Annotated in this window: 19 protein-coding genes; 18 read left to right on the top strand and 1 reads right to left on the bottom strand. The window is 27.6% G+C overall.

The features are described 5' to 3' along the window. Nucleotides 1–97: 97 nt before the first annotated feature. From SFBMNL_RS04330 to SFBMNL_RS04245, 18 genes are all read left to right on the top strand, one after another. Nucleotides 98–1,009: a PstS family phosphate ABC transporter substrate-binding protein gene (locus SFBMNL_RS04330; RefSeq protein WP_042294659.1), complete on the top strand. Its 912-nt coding sequence runs from the start codon at nt 98–100 to the stop codon at nt 1,007–1,009. A gap of 58 nt (nt 1,010–1,067) precedes the next feature. After that, nucleotides 1,068–1,934, top strand: coding sequence for a phosphate ABC transporter permease subunit PstC (gene pstC / locus SFBMNL_RS04325; protein WP_081832579.1), 867 nt, complete (start codon nt 1,068–1,070; stop codon nt 1,932–1,934). A gap of 19 nt (nt 1,935–1,953) precedes the next feature. After that, nucleotides 1,954–2,841: a phosphate ABC transporter permease PstA gene (gene pstA, locus SFBMNL_RS04320; RefSeq protein WP_042294657.1), complete on the top strand. Its 888-nt coding sequence runs from the start codon at nt 1,954–1,956 to the stop codon at nt 2,839–2,841. A gap of 21 nt (nt 2,842–2,862) precedes the next feature. Continuing rightward, nucleotides 2,863–3,615: a phosphate ABC transporter ATP-binding protein PstB gene (gene pstB / locus SFBMNL_RS04315; RefSeq protein WP_042294656.1), complete on the top strand. Its 753-nt coding sequence runs from the start codon at nt 2,863–2,865 to the stop codon at nt 3,613–3,615. Nucleotides 3,616–3,633: 18 nt separating this feature from the next. Further along, nucleotides 3,634–4,290, top strand: a complete 657-nt coding sequence (phoU, locus tag SFBMNL_RS04310) for a phosphate signaling complex protein PhoU (RefSeq protein WP_042294655.1) — start codon at nt 3,634–3,636, stop codon at nt 4,288–4,290. A 115-nt stretch (nt 4,291–4,405) separates the two neighbouring features. After that, nucleotides 4,406–5,074, top strand: coding sequence for an N-acetylmuramoyl-L-alanine amidase (locus tag SFBMNL_RS04305; protein ID WP_081832578.1), 669 nt, complete (start codon nt 4,406–4,408; stop codon nt 5,072–5,074). A 145-nt stretch (nt 5,075–5,219) separates the two neighbouring features. Further along, complete coding sequence (locus tag SFBMNL_RS04300; RefSeq protein WP_005806194.1) at nt 5,220–5,729, top strand: helix-turn-helix domain-containing protein; 510 nt, start codon at nt 5,220–5,222, stop codon at nt 5,727–5,729. Between the two features lie 415 nt (nt 5,730–6,144). Further along, nucleotides 6,145–7,206 (top strand): M28 family metallopeptidase, encoded by a 1,062-nt coding sequence (locus SFBMNL_RS04295; protein ID WP_042294654.1) that lies wholly within the window; start codon nt 6,145–6,147, stop codon nt 7,204–7,206. A 378-nt stretch (nt 7,207–7,584) separates the two neighbouring features. After that, on the top strand, nt 7,585–8,907 hold the full coding sequence (gene der / locus SFBMNL_RS04290) for a ribosome biogenesis GTPase Der (RefSeq protein ID WP_042294653.1): 1,323 nt from the start codon (nt 7,585–7,587) through the stop codon (nt 8,905–8,907). Continuing rightward, the gene (locus tag SFBMNL_RS04285) at nt 8,904–9,902 is read left to right on the top strand and encodes an NAD(P)H-dependent glycerol-3-phosphate dehydrogenase (RefSeq protein WP_005806199.1); all 999 of its coding nucleotides are present in this window, start codon (nt 8,904–8,906) and stop codon (nt 9,900–9,902) included. The genes der and SFBMNL_RS04285 overlap by 4 nt, the downstream gene beginning before the upstream one ends. A gap of 160 nt (nt 9,903–10,062) precedes the next feature. Further along, a complete protein-coding gene (spoIVA, locus tag SFBMNL_RS04280; RefSeq protein ID WP_007440682.1) occupies nt 10,063–11,544 on the top strand; it encodes a stage IV sporulation protein A in 1,482 nt (493 codons plus the stop codon). A 151-nt stretch (nt 11,545–11,695) separates the two neighbouring features. Then, nucleotides 11,696–11,893, top strand: a complete 198-nt coding sequence (locus SFBMNL_RS04275; protein WP_042294652.1) for a hypothetical protein — start codon at nt 11,696–11,698, stop codon at nt 11,891–11,893. 716 nt (nt 11,894–12,609) lie between these two features. After that, the gene (gene dcm, locus SFBMNL_RS04270) at nt 12,610–13,797 is read left to right on the top strand and encodes a DNA (cytosine-5-)-methyltransferase (RefSeq protein WP_042294651.1); all 1,188 of its coding nucleotides are present in this window, start codon (nt 12,610–12,612) and stop codon (nt 13,795–13,797) included. 163 nt (nt 13,798–13,960) lie between these two features. Beyond that, nucleotides 13,961–14,203, top strand: coding sequence for a helix-turn-helix domain-containing protein (locus SFBMNL_RS04265; protein ID WP_042294650.1), 243 nt, complete (start codon nt 13,961–13,963; stop codon nt 14,201–14,203). A 16-nt stretch (nt 14,204–14,219) separates the two neighbouring features. Beyond that, nucleotides 14,220–14,768 (top strand): Bsp6I family type II restriction endonuclease, encoded by a 549-nt coding sequence (locus SFBMNL_RS04260; RefSeq protein ID WP_042294649.1) that lies wholly within the window; start codon nt 14,220–14,222, stop codon nt 14,766–14,768. A 382-nt stretch (nt 14,769–15,150) separates the two neighbouring features. Beyond that, on the top strand, nt 15,151–16,026 hold the full coding sequence (gene pdxS / locus SFBMNL_RS04255) for a pyridoxal 5'-phosphate synthase lyase subunit PdxS (protein ID WP_042294648.1): 876 nt from the start codon (nt 15,151–15,153) through the stop codon (nt 16,024–16,026). A gap of 6 nt (nt 16,027–16,032) precedes the next feature. Beyond that, nucleotides 16,033–16,611 carry a pyridoxal 5'-phosphate synthase glutaminase subunit PdxT gene (pdxT, locus tag SFBMNL_RS04250; protein WP_005806220.1) on the top strand — a complete coding sequence of 193 codons (579 nt, stop codon included), beginning with the start codon at nt 16,033–16,035 and terminating at the stop codon, nt 16,609–16,611. A gap of 150 nt (nt 16,612–16,761) precedes the next feature. Next, nucleotides 16,762–19,002: a glycoside hydrolase family 31 protein gene (locus SFBMNL_RS04245; protein WP_042294647.1), complete on the top strand. Its 2,241-nt coding sequence runs from the start codon at nt 16,762–16,764 to the stop codon at nt 19,000–19,002. 20 nt (nt 19,003–19,022) lie between these two features. Here the strand turns inward: SFBMNL_RS04245 and SFBMNL_RS04240 are convergent, their stop codons facing one another. Next, complete coding sequence (locus SFBMNL_RS04240) at nt 19,023–20,315, bottom strand: glycoside hydrolase family 125 protein (protein WP_042294646.1); 1,293 nt, start codon at nt 20,313–20,315, stop codon at nt 19,023–19,025. Between the last annotated feature and the right edge of the window lie 14 nt (nt 20,316–20,329).

The raw sequence follows: 20,329 nt of genomic DNA, 5'->3' as shown, positions 1-20,329 counted from the left end.
GGCTATTATATTTAATATAGATTTAACATTGACAAAATATAAACTTAACTAATTTAATTTAGAATAAATATTAGATTAGTTTGAGGAGAGTAATTTTATGAGCAAAGGAATCTTTAAATTATTAAATTTAGGTTTGGCATTGTGTTTATTTTCGTTTGTTTCTTGTGCAAGTAACAATCAAAATAAATCCAGTTTGCGTGGCAATATTGTAATTGATGGATCATCAACAGTTTATCCAATTACAGAGATAGTAGCTGAAGAATTTTCCATAGTTAATCCAAAGATTAGGATATCTATAGCTGAATCTGGAACTGGTGGAGGAATGAAAAAATTTATAGAAGGTGAAATAGATATAGTTAATGCTTCTAGAAAGATTAAAGATTCAGAATTAGAGCAAGCTAAAAATAATGGAATTGATGCTCAGGAATTAATTGTAGCAAATGATGGAATATCGGTTATTGTTAGTAAAGATAATGATTTTGTGACAAATTTAACTAAAGAAGAGCTTTCTCATATTTTTAGATATGATAATCCTGCGTTATATTGGAGTGATGTAAGGGAAGGATTTCCAAATGAATTAATAAAGGTTTATACACCAGGTACAGCATCTGGAACTTTTGAATTTTTTACTGAGGTTGTAAATGGTAAGGCTAAAGTTCAAAGGGAAGATGCTATAGTTAGTGAAGATGATAATATTTTGGTTAAAGGGATAAGTGGTGATAAGTATTCAATAGGATATTTTGGTTATAGTTACTACGAATCGAATAAAGATAAGATTAATTTACTATCTATTGATAATGTTATACCTTCTATGCAAACTATAAATGATGAAAGTTATTTATTATCGAGACCTCTCAGAATATATTTTGATAAAAATGATCTTGGTAGGGAAGAAATAAATGAATTTCTTAAATTTTATCTTTTAAATTCTGGTACTCTTTCTGAGGAAGTTAATTTAGTCAGACTATCAGATAAGGATTACGAGGATCAATTAAAGAATTTAAAATAATTTTTAAATATAATTGTACATTTAAGTAATTTAATATTGGTTTGGAGGTTTTATTTTAGTGAAGGAGAAGTTTATAGAAAGTCTTTTAAAATTATTTGCCTTTATTTCGATTTTTATAACAATAGTTATAGTTTTTCTATTATTATTTGAAGCTAAAGATTTTTTTAAAGAAGTGAGTTTCTTTGAATTGTTTAAAGGAAATTCATGGAATCCACTTTTAAGTACACCTACTTATAATATTATGACTTTAATAATTGGGACTATAATGATAGCTGTTATTTCATGTTTAATAGCAATACCTATAGGACTTTTAATTTCAATTTATTTAAGTGAATATGTATCTAAAAAAGTTCGTGCTTTTTTAAAACCTGTTTTAGAGGCATTGGCATTTATTCCATCTGTTGTTTATGGATTTTTTGCACTAACTTTTATCACACCTATATTAAAATTATTTATACATAATTTGGAGATATACAATGCATTAAGTGCTGGTATTGCTATAGGTATAATGATTATTCCTATGATTGCATCACTGAGTGAGGATGCATTAAGAAGTGTACCTGGCTCAATAAAAAGAGGGGCTTATGCTCTTGGTAGTACAAAATATGAAGTTACAACTAAAGTTTTAATTCCAGCAGCTAAATCAGGAATTATATCGTCATTTATTTTAGCTATTTCCCGTGCGATAGGTGAAACAATGATTGTTGCAATTGCATCTGGAAGTAATCCACTTTTTAATGTTAATCCGTTAAAGAGTGTTCAAACATTAACTACTTATATGGCTAATGTTAGTATGGGAGATGTATCTTTTGATTCTATTGAATATAAAACTATTTTTGTTTGTGGAGCTGTATTGTTTTTAATTACATTAATTTTAAATATTATAGCTCGTAGAATTATAAACAAAAATAAATATAAGTTTTAGGAATGAAAGCGGGTAAATAATGAAAAGTGAATTATATGATAGGGAACTTATAAAAAATAATCTCAAGAAAAGAGAAGCTAAAGATAAAATGCTAAAAACCGTAACTTTAATTGCAACGGGTATAGGAATATTTTTTCTAATTGCTTTATTAGTTCAGATTTTTTCAAATGGATTAAAAAATTTAAATTGGGAGTTTATAACGAACTTTCCATCCAGTAGACCTTTAAAAGCTGGGATAGCACCAGCAATTGTTGGAAGCATATATATATTAATTTTGACTGCAGTAATTTCTATACCATTTGGAATTGGTACAGCTATTTATTTGGAATTGTATGCTAAACCATCAAAGATTACAAATTTCATTAAATTAAATATTCAAAACCTAGCGGGTGTTCCTGCTATTGTATACGGTATACTTGGTCTTGGGGTTTTTGTAAAATTATTTATGTTTGGATCAAGTATATTATCAGGAGCATTAACGCTTTCCTTGTTGGTTTTATCACCAATAATAATTTCTTCACAAGAGGCATTTAGGGCTGTACCGTATTCATTTTATGAAGGAGCTTTAGCACTTGGTGTATCAAAATGGAAAGCTATTAGAGGTGTAGTTCTTCCGTGTGCTTTATCCAATATAGTTACTGGAATAGTTTTATCTCTTGCTCGTGCTATTGGTGAGGCATCTCCACTTATTGTGGTTGGAGCAGCAACTTTTATAAGATTTATACCTGTAAGTTTATTCGATGGATTTACAGTTTTGCCTATACAAATATACAATTGGACTTCAAGACCAGAGATTGAATTTCAGTATTTAGCATCGTCAGGAATAATTATTTTATTATTGATCGTTTTAGTATTTAATATCGTAGCAATTATTATAAGGAAAAAATTCGAAAAAAAATATGATTAAAAGATAGGGGATTAATATTTAATGAAAAAAGCTATTATAAAAGTTGAAAACTTAGATTTTTTTTATGGAGAAAAACAAACCTTATTTGAAATAAATATTGATATATATGAAAATAAGGTTACAGCTCTTATTGGGCCTTCAGGATGTGGTAAATCTACGTTTTTAAGAAATTTAAATAGAATGAATGAAATGTTTGATTATGCCAGATATACTGGCAATATACTTTTAGATGGCAAAGATATAAAAGATCAAGATGTTGTTCTTCTTCGTAAAGAGGTTGGATTAGTTTTTCAAAAACCAAACCCATTTCCTAAATCTATTTACGATAATATAGTTTTTGCCCCTAGAAATTATGGAATAAAAGATAAGAATATATTGGACGAATTGGTTGAAACTACATTAAAAGATGTGGCACTTTGGGATGAAGTTAAAGATGACTTAAAGAAAAGTGCTTATAATTTGTCTGGAGGACAACAACAAAGATTATGTATTGCAAGATGTTTGGCTACTCAGCCAAAAATAATTTTAATGGATGAACCAACTTCGGCATTAGATCCAATTTCGACTATAAAAATAGAGGAATTGTTAGTTAAACTTAGAAAGAAATATACTATTGTTATAGTTACTCATAATATGCAACAAGCCGGAAGAATTTCTGATTACACAGCATTTTTTTTGAATGGTAAACTTGAAGAAATGGATAAGACTGAAAAAATATTCCAAAATCCGGCTAATAAACTTACGGAAGACTATATCACGGGAAGATTTGGATAGAATTTTAGGAGGATTGTTATGCGCATAAAATTTAGAGGAGTTTTAGATGAGTTAAATGAAGCTCTATTGAAATTAGGAGATCTTGTTATAGAACAGTTCGAAAAATCAGAGAAAGTTTTAAGAACTAAGGATAGTGAGTTAGCAAAATTAATTATTGAAAATGATGATAATATAGATTTTCTTAAAGAAGAAATGGAATATAAGTGTTTAAAATTAATTGCGACTCAGAATCCGCTTGCAAGTGATTTGAGGAGACTATTTACAACAATAAAAATAATCCAGGATTTAGAGCGTATAGGTGATTATGCTGTAGATCTAGCAAAAGTATCTATGTATATACCTGAGAATGAAAATATTGATTCTGAAATATCAGACTATTTTTCAAGCATAATTAAGAAAATGGTCAAAGAAGTAATTCAAGCTTATGTTGATAATAATAAGAAAAAGGCTATTGAAATATACGAGAGTGATGAAGCAATTGATGATGAGTATACTAAAGTCTTTTCAAATACTATGGAAAAAATGAACTCAGGCAAAATTACAAATAATATAGCAGTTCAAACCTTATTTGTTATTAAATATTTTGAAAGAGCAGGAGACCATATAAATAATATTTGTGAAAATATTATGTATTTAAAGTCCGGTGAGTTTTTTAAAAGAAGATTAAATAAATAATTTAATGTTTAAACCTTAAGGTATTATATATCTTAAGGTTTTTTTGTAACAATTTGAAGGAATTTTGTATATATTACTAATTAAAAATTAATTTAACAATCAAAGGATGATTTGAATGGAAATCAAGATTAATGAAAAGTTAATTAAATATAATTTTTCCTCGAGGAATGGAGAAAAAATTAAGTATTTAGTAATACACGATACAGATAATACTAGTGTTGGAGCAAATGCTGATGCTCATTATCATTTTTTTAATTCAGAGTATAGAGATGCATCTGCACATTATTTCATAGATGATACTCAAATTTTAAGAATTGTTAAAGACTCAGATAAATCTTTTCATTGTGGTGATGGACATGGAAAATACGGAATTACAAATGAAAATAGTATTGGAATAGAGATGTGCGTTAATTCTGATGGTAATTATGAAAAAATTTACAATAATACACTTAAGTTGACCAAATATCAAATGGATAAATATAATATTCCGCTTGAGTGTGTTGTTAGGCATTATGACGCCAGCAGAAAAATATGTCCATTGTCGATGAGAGAAAATAACTGGGAGAAGTGGAAAAAATTTAAAAAGGATATAGAAAATATGGACTATAGTTCAACTAATTATACAAAATTTATACGATTATTATATGAAAATTTATTTAAGCGAGAGCCCGATGACGAGGGATTGAAATTTTGGAATGACGAATTGGAAAATGGGTTAAGTTATGGAGATATGCTAAAACGTATAGCTGATAGCGATGAGTTTAAAAATATATATTTAAAATAAAAGCTTTTGCTCATTTAATGTGAGCAAAAGCTTTTTTCTCTTTTAGTTTGATACAAAAAGTCAATGTTAATTTACGTTGCTTGTAGTAATGGTAGGTTTTTCTTATAATAGTTGTAACAACTGAAAGAAAGGAGACTTTTTTCATATGCTTAATGAAAATATTAAAGTAATTAGGAAATCAAAAGGGTTTTCACAACAGGAGCTTGCTGTTAAATTAAATGTGGTACGACAAACAGTTTCCAAATGGGAGAAAGGACTGTCAGTTCCTGATTCCGATATGTTAATCTCCTTATCGGAAGTTTTTGAAATATCTGTAAGTACATTGTTAGGAGAAACTATTACTGAAATAGAAGCTGATACCTTAAAAGTTATTTCAGAAAAATTGGAAGTGATAAACTTACAACTAGCACAAAAGAAAAGCACGATAAGAAAAATTATTCATTGTGGACTTATTTCGTTATGTGCAATTATAGTAATAATTTTTGCAATATTATTGTTATTGGAAAGTTCTTATTTGGGATGGAATTATAGTGAGCCAGAAACTGCTGTCCTTGGGGTGGCATTTCATTCATTAGAATGGATGTTTGTTAGAGTATCACCGATTATCTTTATTGTGGCAATCATTGGAATTTTGTTGATACAAAAGAAAGAATAAAATTATGCGAGTTGCCAATATTATGAAAGTTGGAACAGAAATTTAAAGCTGGAATTGGACGGAGCATTAAGTTTGAACCAGATACTATATCTGCATTTTATATGCCTGGAAGGAGTGGACTTTTATATTAAAAAGGTACTGATTCTAGTAAAATATGATGTAGTAGTGTTCAGTTAAAAATAATGGCAATTCAGGTATAAATTATATCAATCTTAATACAAAATATACTGTAAATCAGTATAAAAAGAGGAATATAATAAGTTAAAAAATCAAAACTTTAAAATAAGAGAATTTATTTTTAAATAAATTTTATGATATATTGTGAATTAAATGTAAAAATGATATAATTTTGAATATGATATTTTGATAAGTTTTGGAGGGAATATTTTAAAAATTATGAAATTATTTAAAAAAAATGAAAGTCTTATTACTTGCGTTTGTCATTTTATTTAGTACGAGCTCATGTATAAAAAATCCAGATAATTTTAAAGAAATTTATCAAGGAACAGGGGCTCTTTCAGAAGCTATTCCACTTAAAAATGAGTTTAATGAATCAGATAATGCTCCAGTTCAAAATCCTGATTTAATAGATGAAACTGAAAAAATTATTCAGATATTAACCTCAGAAGAATTTAAGGGAAGAGCAAGCGATACTGATGGTAATGATAAAGCTGTAGAATATTTAAACTCTCAATTTGAAAATATAGGTTTAGATTATTTATTTAAGGATACATATTTGCATAAATACAAATTTAAAAGTAACATTAATGCTTACAAAATTATTGACCCAGATGGTGAAAAAAGTAATGTTGTTGGATTGATAAAAGGTACTAATCATAGTGAAAAGAGTAAAGCAGTAGTAATTACAGCACACTTTGATCATATTGGTAGAGGATTTAACCCAAAAGATGATAAAACAATTCATCCTGGTGCAGTAGATAATGCTTCTGGTACAGCAGTACTTTTAAGAATTGCACATAAGATTAAAGAAATGTCAAAGGAAACTCCATTTGAAACAGATATAATAGTAGCAGCAGTTAATCATGAAGAAATAGGATATATTGGTTCAAGAGCATTGATTAATGATATAAAAGATAGATATAAAAATATTTACAATATAAATATAGATTGCGTTGGAGTAAAGAATGGGTCTCCTCTCATTGTTTATAGTAGTGATAAAAGATCTCCAGAGTTATCTCCACTAATTTTTCAATATATGGATACAACAGGTGAGGCTATTAATAAAGACACAAAAATTAGAAACTATACTAGTGATCATATGGCCTTTGAGAAAAATGGAATTCAGTCAATTTTCTTTATGGATACTTATGATGATGATCTAATTCATCAAACAACAGATACTTTAGAAAATAATATAGATGTTGAAAGATTAAATAAATTGGTTGATCATATTTGTGGATTTTTGAGATTCAATGATAAAAATGCAATTGCTAAGAAAGATCCAATAGAAGTTTAATTGGTTAATGTTTGGTACAGTGTTTAATTACTGTACCTTTTTTATTGTTATTTGAAATATTTTCATAAATTTTTTGTTCTTTTTATCCTATAGTGTGAAATAATTAGAGTGTAAAAATTTGATTTATAGGGTTAGGTATGATGAAAAACAGGAGAGCTTACGTAGTCACCTATTGAGTGTACAAATTTATGGAAGTTTACAGTAGGTAAGCATATTAACAACAGTACATTTGATATTATTTTTAACTGAGATATTTTAACGTCTGAGAGTGATGTAATTGATAATTGTGTTATAATGTAAATGAATTTATAAAATTGATAATTTAAGAATTTAAATGTGAAACATATTTTATTTATAAATATGTTGGAGGAATATAAAATGAAAAAACCGATTGTTGCAATTGTTGGTCGTCCTAATGTAGGAAAGTCTACATTATTTAATAGAATTGTTGGAGATAGAGTTTCTATAGTTGATGATTCTCCTGGTGTTACTAGAGATAGAATTTATAGAGATGCAGAATGGCTTAAATATAAATTTATAATGATTGATACTGGTGGTATTGAATTTAAAACTAATGATGATATGTTTAAAAATATGAGAATTCAAACGGAGCTTGCGATAGAAACTGCTGATGTAATTTTGTTTATTGTTGATGGTAAAACTGGTCTTGTAGATGGAGATAGAGAAGTTGCTCGTATACTTCGTAAAAGTAAGAAACCTATTGTACTTGTTGTAAATAAAATTGATTCTAAAAAAGACGAGATGAATTTGTATGAATTTTATGAATTTGGTCTAGGTGAGCCTTGTCCTATATCTTCAAGTCAGGCTTTAGGACTTGGTGATATGCTTGATGAAGTTGTTAAACATTTTGAAGATAGTGATTTTGAAGATAGTGAGGATGATATAATTAAAATCGCTTTTGTTGGCAAGCCTAATGTTGGAAAGTCTTCATTAATAAATAAATTATTAGGATATAATAGGTCAATAGTAAGTGATATTGCAGGAACTACTAGAGATTCTATTGATACATATTTTGAAAATGAAGTTGGTAAATTTACTTTGATTGATACAGCAGGTATTAGAAAGAAGGCTAAAATAAAAGAAAATGTTGAACATTATAGTGTTATTCGTAGTCTTTATAGTATTGATAGATGTGATGTTTGTCTCCTTATGATTGACGCAACTCAAGGAGTGACTGAGCAAGATGAAAAAATACTTGGTTATGCTCATGAAAGAAATAAAGCTATAGTTATAGTTGTAAATAAATGGGATGTTGTTGAAAAAAATAATAGAACTTATAATGAGTTCAAAAATAAAATACAAAATCAATTGAATTTTGTTACATATGCTCCGTATTTATTTATATCTGCATTGACAGGACAAAGAATTCATCAAGTTTTAAAAATTTCAAAAAAATGTTATGAAAATTATTCAAGAAGGGTTCCAACTGGAATTTTAAATGAAATTATAGGAAGAGCTACGATGATAAAAGAGCCTCCAATAGTTGGACTTAAAAGGTTAAAAATATATTATTGCACTCAAGTTGATGTTAAGCCACCTAAATTTATATTTTTTATAAATGATGAAAGTACTTTACACTTTTCATACATAAGATATTTAAATAACCAGATAAGAGAGAGTTTTGATTTTGAAGGAACAGGTATAGAAATACAATATAAGGAGAGGAAAGAAAGGAAATGAATTTAACATTTTTAGGAAGTGGGAGTTTTGGAACAGCACTTGCTGTAATTTTTTCACAATATAATTTTAATATAAAAATGTATGATAGAAATGCCGATGTTGTTCTTGGTATTAACCGTGATAAAAGAAATATAAAATATTTAAAAAATATTACCATTCCTGAAAAAGTTATGGCTACTAATGATATTGATGAAGCTATTTATGATAGTGATATAATTTTTCTTTCAGTACCATCACAAGCCATAAGAGAAATATCTAGAAAAATACATAGTAAATTGAAATCAAATAGTATTATGGTTTGTTTATCTAAAGGAATAGAATTAACTACATATAAAAGACTGTCAGAAGTTTTGGAAGAAGAATTCCCAAATAATCCAATTGTTGTTTTGTCTGGACCAAGTCATGCAGAAGAAGTTGCTACAAAACAACCTACTGCACTTGTTGCTACTTCAAAAAATATGGATAAGGCAATTTTAATTAGAGATATGTTATCCAATGATGTTTTAAGAATTTACACAAATTCTGATATTATTGGTGTTGAAATAGGTGGTGCAATGAAAAATATCATTGCTTTAGCCATAGGTATTATTAATGGTATGGGATATGGAGATAATTCAAGTGCAGCAATTATTACAAGATCACTAAACGATCTTATAAAAATGGGTATTGTAATGGGAGGGAAATTAGAAACATTTTTTGGTTTAACAGGAATCGGTGATTTAATTGTTACTTGTTTAAGTAATCACAGTAGAAATAGAAGATGTGGTCTTCTCATTGGTCAAGGAATGAAACTTGATGAAGCTATTAAAGAGATAGGTATGGTTGTTGAAGGTATAACAGCTTGCAAAATATTTTACAATATCGCTAAAGAAAAAAATATTGAAGTTCCTATAATAGAATCAATTTATGAAGTCTTATTCAATAATAAGGATTTACGATACATTGAAACAACTTTAATGTCTAGGGATAAAAAAGATGAAAAATTTAAGATATAAATTTTAGTTTTACTATAATTAAAAATCTTTAAATAGAATACTACTAAATTTTAGTAGTGTTCTATTTTTGTTTTTTAGATTAATTAACACTAAGTGGAATAAAGTGAAAAAAAGAAAATATATATTTAATAGATTAAGTTAATTTGTGGAGGTACTTAGATTGGAAAACTTAAATATATATGAAGACATAGCAAAAAGAACACAAGGTGATATCTATATAGGAGTTGTTGGGCCAGTTAGAACAGGTAAATCAACTTTTATAAAAACTTTTATGGATAAAATGGTGATTCCTCGTATTGAGAATTCATTCAAAAAAGAGAGAGCAAGAGATGAATTGCCTCAAAGTGGATCAGGAAAGAGCATTCATACAACTGAACCAAAGTTTATACCTAATGAAGCGATCGAGATTAGCTTTAATGAGAATTTAAAGTTAAAAGTTAGATTAGTTGATTGTGTTGGATACATAGTCGATGAAGCATTAGGGCATTTAGAAGGAGATGCTCCTAAAATGGTTAAAACACCTTGGTTTGATGAAGAAATTGCTTTTGAAGAAGCTGCTGAGATTGGTACAAGGAAGGTTATAACAGATCATTCAACTGTTGGAGTAGTTGTTACTACAGATGGTTCATTTACAGGAATAGATAGAGAAAGTTATGTTGATGCTGAAGAAAGAGTCATACTCGATCTTAAAAGTATAAATAAACCTTTTGTAGTAATTTTAAATACAAAACATCCTAATACATTTGAAACTCAAGAATTAAAATTAGATCTTGAAGAAAAATATGATGTTCCGGTTGTAGCAATAGATATTGCTAAAATGACTGAGGAAGATATAGAAAAGTTATTTAAGAGAGTATTGACAGAATTTCCAGTTAAAGAACTTCATATTGATTTACCAACTTGGATAAATGGACTTGACCCTAAACATTGGTTAAAAGAAAACTTCATATCTTTAATAAAAGACATGAGTCAAGATATCAATAAAATAAGTGACGTTAAAAAAATTGCTGATTATATAACAGAAAGAGATGAATTTATAAGTGGAATAGACATAATAGAAACTAGTCTTGGAAATGGTAAATCTAGAGTTAAATTCAATGTTCACAGTAATATATTTTATAGAATATTAAGTGAAATATGTGAACAAGAAATTCAAGATGAAGGACATTTATTAGAATTTATAAAAGATTTATACAAAGCTAAGGTTGAATATAGTAAAGTTGAACAAGCTTTGAATGATGTTAGAGAAACTGGATATGGTTTGGTTGCACCTCAATTATCTGAAATGAGATTTGAAGAGCCTGAAATTATAAGACAGGGTGCTCGTTATGGAGTAAAATTAAAAGCATCTGCACCATCTCTACATTTAATTAAAGCTGATATTCAGACTGAAATATCTCCTATAATGGGTACAGAAAGAGAAACCGAAGAACTTGTTAAATCCTTACTTGAACAATTTGAGAATGATCCATCTAGTATGTGGCAATCAAATATGTTTGGAAAGAGCTTGGAGGTATTGGTTAAAGAGGGTCTTCAAAATAAATTATATAAAATGCCCGATGATGTTCAAGCTAAAATTCAAAAGACATTACAGAAGATTGTTAATGAAGGCAGTGGCGGTTTGATTTGTATAATTCTTTAATTAACATATTATAAAATTAAGCATTTACAGTTGTGTAAGTGCTTAATTTTTTTGTATAATCCATTTGTATTTTTTATTTACATTTTAAAGAATACTATATATAATTAGTCTATTGTTTAATAGAAATTTTTGAATAAAAATGAGGTGTAGAATGTATCCAAATAAATTTGATTCGTCAATTGGAGTTTTTTGGGCTGCTTCTCTATTTGTTGGGGTATTGGTAACAGTTATTATTGGAAGAAATGGAAATGGACATTCAGATTGGTTATGGGCTATTTTAATAGGTGTAATAATTTTTTTAATTATTGGATTGACTATTCAAGGAATCCTAACACTTTTAAAAAAATAATTTTAGTAAGAGATTTTGAAAAATATTAACTTGTATATATGACTAAGAAATTAAAATTAAGGATAACGCATCTTACATCAATTTTAAGAGGATTTATGTTTAATGTAAAATAACACAACATTAAGCGTATAAAAACAATTTTTTAAAATTAATTTAGTGAGGTGTGTTTTTTTGTTTTTTGTACTTAAAATTTTATAATAAGTTGTATCAGTAAATATTTTTAGATTTTATTTGAGTTGTAATTTATAAGATATTTCTATAAAATTGTATTATGATAATCGGGGAAATTTATTTTAGATGTACTCATTTCAAGATACGATTTAGAGATTATTTCTCAAGCTAGTGGCATAGGAAATGATAGAAATAAATCTATACTTTCTATTGAAAAATTTAAATATAATTTATTCTTTTTTCAGTGTTGAGAAAATCTAAATTTCAAATGAAGATAGTTAATTGATTCTATAATCTCTTTGAAGAATGAAATAAGATGTATTTTTTGTATATATATTAAAGAATTTAAGTAGTTGAATTAATGATGATAGTGATATTTTCAAAAAATTAATATAAATCATAGAGATAAGTCCTAGAAATAATTGATAAACCTATAAAAAATTTAAGTATTAAAACTAACAATAAAAATAACGATGAGTGCTGATTTTACTCATAATATAAGGTAACTAATTAAATACATTAGAAAACATATGAAAGGTAGATGAATGGTGAAAATATATAAAGTAGGGAGTCTTTTTGCAGGGGTTGGAGGAATTTGTTTAGGATTTAAAAATGTTATGACAAATGATTCAAGATATAATGTTATATGGGCTAATGAAATTGATGAATATGCTTGTGTTACCTATAATTTAAACTTTAAACATAAATTATTTAGAGGAGATATAGAATTAATATTACATCCGGAAAACATTAAAAATAGTGTATCTGAGTATAATTATTATTTAGAATTACATAGAGAAATTTTGGAAGAACCAATTGACATTTTAACAGGTGGGTTTCCTTGTCAAGCCTTTAGTATAGCTGGTGAACAGAAAGGCTTTGAAGATAAAAGGGGTAACTTGTTTTTAAGTATAATTGATATAATAGAACAACTAGGTGAAAAATACTATAAACCTAGAGTTTTATTTTTAGAAAATGTAAAAAATCTAAAATCTCATGATAAAGGTAAAACATATAAAGTTATTAAGGAAAACTTAGAATCATTAGGATATACTGTATTTGATCGTATATTAAACACTATGGATTATTCTAATTTACCTCAAAATAGAGAAAGAATATATATTGTTTGTTTTTTAAATAAATCTGATGCAAAGAAATTTAACTTATTTGATGAAGACATTATTTCAAAATATAAAAATAATAAAACGTCTAAAGAAAGACAGAAAGATATAGAGCAAATACTTGATTATCATTTAAATAAGGATATGGGAGAAAAATATTATTATACCAAAGAAAAATATCCTCGTTATTTTATATCCGATAAGGAAGTTAATGATAATCAGGAATTATATAAAATTAATCTTGATGATCAGATAAGTGAAATGTATCAATTTTATCAATGTAGAAGAGGAATGTATGTTAGAAAAAATAAGAGTAATGTATGTCCAACCTTAACAGCAAATATGGGTATGGGTGGACATAATGTACCTTTAATAAAGGTAAATGATGGGATAAGGAAATTAACCCCTAAAGAAACATTTAAATTACAGGGTTTCCCAATAGATGATGGGTATATTTTCCCTCTAAAGTATAAAAATAGAGATTATGCTGATTCACGTTTATATAAACAAGCTGGTAATGCTGTTTCAGTTCCAATAGTTGAGTTAATTGCTTTAGAAATATTAAAAATATTTGATTTAAATGATGGATATTTAAAACAAATCACCTTCTAGTTTTTAAAACTAAAAGGTGATTTGTTTTTTTAGTAACATTTTTAATTGATCTTAAATAATAATTTTTATTTTAATTAAACAAATTTATATATAGTAATTGCAAAGTTATAGTTTGTTTAAACATATATACTTTTTAAATAAAATAAGTTTGGAAGGTGTATAGATGGAGAATAATTTTAAAAATAAACATAGAGATAAATATATAAAAATAGGGTTAAATATTTCCCTTCAACGTAAATTGAAAAATATGACTCAAGTAGAGCTATCAGAGGCAATTAATATTAGTAGAACTCATATTAGTAATATAGAGGCTCCTAATATGGTTACGCCTGTTTCTCTTGAAGTGATATTTGATATAGCAGATGCATTAGATATACAACCTGAAATCTTATTTAAAATGGATTAATAATAGGAGTGATTTTATGCAAAAAGTAAGTGTTAAATTAAAAAATGGAGTTACAGTTTTTGGTGATGAATTCGATGATAATGATTATGTTATTTTAAAAAGAATCTTTGAAAAATGGATAGATATTAATAAAGATTTAAAACAGTTAAATGGAAGGAATTTAAATATACCAGATGTATTCAGCGAAGCATTATATTGTATTTTTTTTAATGCTATAAGAACAAATGGAACTGCATATTCCTATGATGCAGTAGATAAAATTACTGGAGAAGGTATACAAATTAAATCAACTTCTATAGTTGAAGATTGTACTTCATTTGGACCAACATCAAAATGGGACAAGTTATATTTTGTTGACTTTATTCCAAATGGGGAAATAGATGGTAGTGTATGGTTTTATGAAATAAATTCTTATGACATTTATAGTATAGTTTTAAATGGAAAAAAGAACGAAACTTTTAGGGATCAGCAATCTCAAGGTAGACGTCCAAGATTTTCTATTAAAAGTAAGATAATAAAACCTAATAACTTAGTTCCAGTATATAAAATAAATTTAGGAGAATAAATTTATTTTATAATTTTTATCTATGTGAGTATTTATTGATCTTTTAGGGTTTATTTGCAGGGATCTTTGCCAAATATATGAGATTTATTAGAACTTATTTCATTTTGGAGAAAAGACTGAATTAGATATCTTGTAAAAACAGCTCTCTTTATATTGTTTAATCTTCTCGTATTTAAGAATTGGTTATAGTCCATTTTTTCATTATACATATAGGGTATGTATATTAAAACATTTTTACTTGTTTTATAGAATTAAGTATGCATTTAATTGATAAGTTTAAGATGAATTTTTGGATTGCTATAATTATTTATATTTTCCTTATAATTAAGCTAAGTGGTATAATTATATTCAAATTTAATATTAAAAGAAAGGACATGTAAAAATGGATAATAACCGTTATGAGTTGAATAAAGAGTTAGCAAAAATGTTAAAAGGTGGAGTTATCATGGATGTTACGACACCTGAACAGGCAAAAATCGCTGAAGCATCGGGAGCTTGTGCTGTTATGGCTTTAGAACGTATACCTGCTGATATTCGTGCAGCTGGTGGAGTATCTCGTATGAGTGATCCAAAAATGATAAGGGGTATTCAGGAGGCTGTTTCTATTCCTGTTATGGCAAAGTGTCGTATTGGTCATTTTGTAGAAGCACAAATATTAGAAGCAATAGAGATTGATTATATTGATGAAAGTGAAGTTTTGTCACCAGCTAATGATGTGTTCCATATTGATAAAAGGGAATTTAGCGTTCCTTTTGTTTGTGGTGCAAAAGATTTGGGCGAGGCTTTGAGAAGAATCAATGAAGGGGCTAGTATGATAAGAACAAAAGGAGAGCCTGGTACAGGAGATGTTGTACAAGCAGTACGACATATAAGAAAAATGAATAGTGAAATATCTCAAATTTTATCTATGAGAAAAGACGAACTTTATAATAAATCTAAAGAACTTCAAGTTCCTTATGATCTTTTATGCTATGTTCATGAAAATGGAAAATTACCTGTAGTTAATTTTGCGGCTGGTGGAGTTGCTACACCTGCGGATGCAGCACTTATGATGCAACTTGGAGCAGAAGGAGTTTTTGTAGGATCAGGAATTTTTAAATCTGGAGATCCTGTAAAGAGAGCCACAGCAATTGTCCAAGCTGTCGCAAATTATAATGATAGCAAAATAATTGCTAAGTTGTCAGAAAATCTTGGAGAAGCTATGGTTGGAATCAATCCAAATGAAATTGAACTTCTTATGTCTGAGAGAGGTAGATAATCGTATATGAAAATAGGAGTTTTATCTGTACAAGGGGCTTTTATTGAACATGAAAATGTACTTAATAATCTTGGAATAGAATGTTTTGAGATAAGACAAAAATCTCATATGAATAATGAAATTGATGGGATAATATTACCAGGCGGTGAAAGCACGGTGATGAGAAAACTTTTATACGAGCTTGATATATTTGATGATATTAGAGAAAGAATATTAATAGGATTTCCTGTTATGGGAACTTGTGCCGGAGCTATACTTCTTGCAGAAAGAATTGAAGATCAGAATGATATATGTTTTGGTACTATTCCGATGACAATAAAGAGGAATGCATATGGAAGACAAATTGGAAGTTTTGCCATAGAGCATGAAGTTAAAGGTATTGGAATTTTTCCAATGAGATTCATACGAGCACCTTATATATCTTATGTAGATCCTAAAGCTAAAATTTTAAGTAAAGTTGATAATAAGATTGTTGGCGTTGAGTATGGAAATCAAATTGCATTATCTTTTCATCCAGAATTAACAAAAGATAATAGGATACATAAGTATTTTTTAGATAAATGTTATAAATTCAAATCTGAATAAAAAGGCATTTGGCTATATTTTATAAGCCATGTGCTTTTTTTATATGAAAAAATTATACTTTATGTGGTTAAATTCAACATTGTTACATCAAGATAAAAACATATTTAAATATTTGTGTTAGACTAGAGAAAAATTTAGGAGATAACTAAAATGGAACAATTAAAGTATAGAGAGCATTTAAATCAAAAATTCAAATCATATAAAGGCAACTCTCTTATTTATGAAAAATTTATTTCAAAAGGTAACGTAACAACTATAATTTATAATTCTAGAAAAGTTTGTGTGGAATACATTAATCAAAATATTGTATCTATATTTATTGCTGGTATTTGCGATGAAAAATCAAATACAAATTCAACTGTATTAAAAAGTGAAGACATAACTCTTACAATCCATAATATAGAAGATGAAATAGTTATATCTGGAGATAAAATAATAACGTGCATTAACAAAATTGACTCAAGAGTTATGTTTAAAGATATTTCTGGCAAAATTTTATGCGAAGATTTTGAACCATCATTTAAAGCTGAAGATGGATGTGTTTATATTTCAAAAATTGATGACTGTTATGCTTACTATGGATTTGGAGAAAAAGGTGGAGATTTAAATAAAAAGGGTTATTATATAGAAAATTTTAATACTGATGATCCAGAGACAGATGATGAATCATTGGTTTATTATAAAACAATACCTTTTTATATTGCATTGAACGATCAAAAAACTTATGGAATATTTTTTGATAACAGCTTTAGAAGTTTTTTTGATATGGGTAAAAGTTATGAAGATAGAATATTTTTTGGAGCTATAGGTGGTCATATACAATACAACTTCATATTAGGTAAAAATATAAAAGAAGTTATTTGTGAATATGCAAATCTTACAGGTAAAATGGATATGCCACCATTATGGAGTCTCGGATATCAACAAAATAGATTTAGTTATATGAATAGTAAAGAAATTCTTAATGTAGTAAATACATTTAAAGATAAGGAAATTCCGATTGATGTAATCTACTTTGATATAGATTATATGGATAGTTTTAGAGTTATGACTTTTAAAGTTCCAGAGTTTGAAGATGCTAAATCACTTATAAAAACTTTAAAAGATAAAGGAATTAGAACTATAACAATATTAGATCCTGGAGTAAAAGTTGATGAAAATTATAATATTTATAAAAATGGTATAGAAGGTGATCATTTTGTAAAGAATCCTGATGGCACTGTATATATTGGAGCTGTATGGCCTAATGATAGTTCCTTTCCTGATTTTTCAAATAAACAATCGAGGGAATGGTGGAAGAGTGAACTCAAAAAATTTATATCTGACTATAATATAGATGGAATTTGGAATGATATGAATGAACCATGTGTATTTAATAATGATTTTAAAACTATACCTGAAAATTGTATACATAATAGTGATTATGGTGTTTTAGAGCATAAGGAGTTTCATAATAGATATGGATTTGAAATGAGCAGATGTTCCTATGAAGCACAAGAAGAATTAAATCCAAATTTAAGAAGTTTTTCTATGAGTAGAGCCATATATTCTGGTGGTCAAAGATATACATCAGTTTGGACTGGAGATAATATGAGTTTATGGAGTCAACTTCGGATGTCCATATCTATGAATTGTAACTTAGGAATTAGTGGTTTTTCTTTTGTTGGGAATGACGTTGGGGGATTTTCGCTAGATTGTGATGAGGAATTATTTATAAGGTGGATGCAAGTTGGAACATTTCTTCCTATTTTTAGGAATCATTCAAATAAATATACAAGAAGGCAGGAGCCATGGTCTTTTGGTTTTAGAGCTGAGAAAATAGCAAGGAATGCTATAGAACTTAGATACAGATTAATACCTTATATCTATACATGTTTTTATGAATCTCATAAATATGGTCTTCCTATGTTTAGGCCTCTAGTCATGGAATATCAAAATGATATAAATGTTATTAATATGAAAGAAGAATTTATGATTGGAAATTCTATATTAATTGCTCCTGTACTGCACAAGAGTGAAATATATAAAACTGTTTATCTTCCGAAGGGTAAATGGTATGATTTTATGACTAATAAAATTTATAATGGTGGGCAGAGATACAGATTAAAATGTGATTTAAATACAGTCATTATTTTTATTAGAGAGGGAAGTATAATACCAACTTATGAAGAAAAGTATTTAAATACTAAAAACAGACCAAATACTGTAACTTTTAATGTTTATGGAAATGTTGCAGAAGGGACTTATTATTATGATGATGGAATAACAAATGAATATAGAAATGGAAAATATAATTTTAAAGTAATTAAGGTAAATATGAAAGAAGTTATTGAACATTTTTTAAATAGGGGACTTGATTATGAGGAACAATCAAAATATATTTTTATATAAAAAAGAGTAGTCATTTACGACTACTCTTTTATTAATTTTTTATATATAAAGTCTGCAAAAAGTGAATTAGCCCAAGCAAACCAATCACGAGTAAATTCTTTGGGATTATCCTTGTTAAATCCTTCATGCATATAATTAGTATCACCATCACATCTGATAATTGTATTTAGTAATTCTTTAACTTCATTTTTATCTTTAGTTGTAATTCCTTGCATACATAAAGCTATATGCCATATATAATTTTCTGGTGTATGAGGACTTCCAATTCCTGATGTGAAAGATCCTTCATAATAATAAGGATTATTATTACTTAAAATAAATTTTCTAGTATTTTGATAAATCTTGTCATCAAAATTTCTATATCCAATGTATGGTATAGAGAGTAAACTTGGAACGTTTGCATCGTCCATTAAGTTATAATTTCCAAATCCATCAACTTCATATGCATATATTTTTCCATAAATTTTATGGTTAATAATAGCAAACTTATTTATTCCATTCTCAATTTCATCCCTAAGATTAAGTGCGTTTTTACTTAAATCGCTATCGTTATAAATTTCATTAGCTATCTCTGATATATATGATAACACGACGACACAAAACATATTGGAAGGAACAAGATATCCATATTCACAAGAATCATCACTAGGCCTAAATCCTGACCAAGTCATGCCGGTGTAAGTTACAGGATTTCCCATACCATTGTGGGATAAAGTATCACTTTCAGAACAATTTAATCTCTGAAATTTATATTTTGATTCTTCAAAATGGTATTGTTCGGTTTTCCAAATTCCAATAATTGTCTTAAAAACTTTTAAAATATCATCGTTAAAAAAGCTAGAATCCGATGACTCTTTCCAATATTTATATATTAATCTTATAGGAAAACAAAGTGAATCTATTTCATACTTTCTTTCCCATACCCAAGGATTATCCTCCGTAATATCATTATCCCATTTATTACCATTCGGTTCTTTATTAAATGCATTAGCATAAGGGTCAATTAAAATACATTTAACTTGTCTATTAATTAAACCGATAAACATATCTTTTAGCTCTGGATATTGCTTTATAAAGGGTATATAATGTTCAACCTGAGAAGTTGAATCTCGTAACCACATTGCTGGAATATCTCCAGTTATTACAAATGTATCGTCTTTTTCAAAACTCATCGTGGTTTCAAGAGTATTTATAAAGCAATTACAAAACATTTTTTTTAGCTTCTCATCATTAATGGAGTTAGATAGATCAACTGCTATTTTTTTAATAATATCTTTAAATACATCTAAATTTTTATACGTACATTTATTCATAATAAATATCCTTT

Source organism: Candidatus Arthromitus sp. SFB-mouse-NL (genome assembly GCF_000709435.1).
Lineage (GTDB): Bacteria > Bacillota > Clostridia > Clostridiales > Clostridiaceae > Dwaynesavagella.
The sequence above is the reverse complement of the archived record's forward strand: the minus strand, read 5'-3'. Positions and strand labels throughout refer to the sequence as shown.

What these genes read in the sequence shown, in the direction of transcription:
- SFBMNL_RS04285 (WP_005806199.1), top strand. Translation starts at nt 8,904, where the DNA reads ATGAATTTAACATTTTTAGGAAGTGGGAGTTTTGGAACAGCACTTGCT.
- dcm (WP_042294651.1), top strand. Translation starts at nt 12,610, where the DNA reads ATGGTGAAAATATATAAAGTAGGGAGTCTTTTTGCAGGGGTTGGAGGA.
- pdxS (WP_042294648.1), top strand. Translation starts at nt 15,151, where the DNA reads ATGGATAATAACCGTTATGAGTTGAATAAAGAGTTAGCAAAAATGTTA.
- SFBMNL_RS04330 (WP_042294659.1), top strand. Translation starts at nt 98, where the DNA reads ATGAGCAAAGGAATCTTTAAATTATTAAATTTAGGTTTGGCATTGTGT.
- SFBMNL_RS04305 (WP_081832578.1), top strand. Translation starts at nt 4,406, where the DNA reads ATGGAAATCAAGATTAATGAAAAGTTAATTAAATATAATTTTTCCTCG.
- pstA (WP_042294657.1), top strand. Translation starts at nt 1,954, where the DNA reads ATGAAAAGTGAATTATATGATAGGGAACTTATAAAAAATAATCTCAAG.
- phoU (WP_042294655.1), top strand. Translation starts at nt 3,634, where the DNA reads ATGCGCATAAAATTTAGAGGAGTTTTAGATGAGTTAAATGAAGCTCTA.
- SFBMNL_RS04245 (WP_042294647.1), top strand. Translation starts at nt 16,762, where the DNA reads ATGGAACAATTAAAGTATAGAGAGCATTTAAATCAAAAATTCAAATCA.
- SFBMNL_RS04265 (WP_042294650.1), top strand. Translation starts at nt 13,961, where the DNA reads ATGGAGAATAATTTTAAAAATAAACATAGAGATAAATATATAAAAATA.
- pstB (WP_042294656.1), top strand. Translation starts at nt 2,863, where the DNA reads ATGAAAAAAGCTATTATAAAAGTTGAAAACTTAGATTTTTTTTATGGA.
- pdxT (WP_005806220.1), top strand. Translation starts at nt 16,033, where the DNA reads ATGAAAATAGGAGTTTTATCTGTACAAGGGGCTTTTATTGAACATGAA.
- SFBMNL_RS04300 (WP_005806194.1), top strand. Translation starts at nt 5,220, where the DNA reads ATGCTTAATGAAAATATTAAAGTAATTAGGAAATCAAAAGGGTTTTCA.
- SFBMNL_RS04260 (WP_042294649.1), top strand. Translation starts at nt 14,220, where the DNA reads ATGCAAAAAGTAAGTGTTAAATTAAAAAATGGAGTTACAGTTTTTGGT.
- SFBMNL_RS04295 (WP_042294654.1), top strand. Translation starts at nt 6,145, where the DNA reads ATGAAAGTCTTATTACTTGCGTTTGTCATTTTATTTAGTACGAGCTCA.
- SFBMNL_RS04240 (WP_042294646.1), bottom strand. Translation starts at nt 20,315, where the DNA reads ATGAATAAATGTACGTATAAAAATTTAGATGTATTTAAAGATATTATT.
- SFBMNL_RS04275 (WP_042294652.1), top strand. Translation starts at nt 11,696, where the DNA reads ATGTATCCAAATAAATTTGATTCGTCAATTGGAGTTTTTTGGGCTGCT.
- der (WP_042294653.1), top strand. Translation starts at nt 7,585, where the DNA reads ATGAAAAAACCGATTGTTGCAATTGTTGGTCGTCCTAATGTAGGAAAG.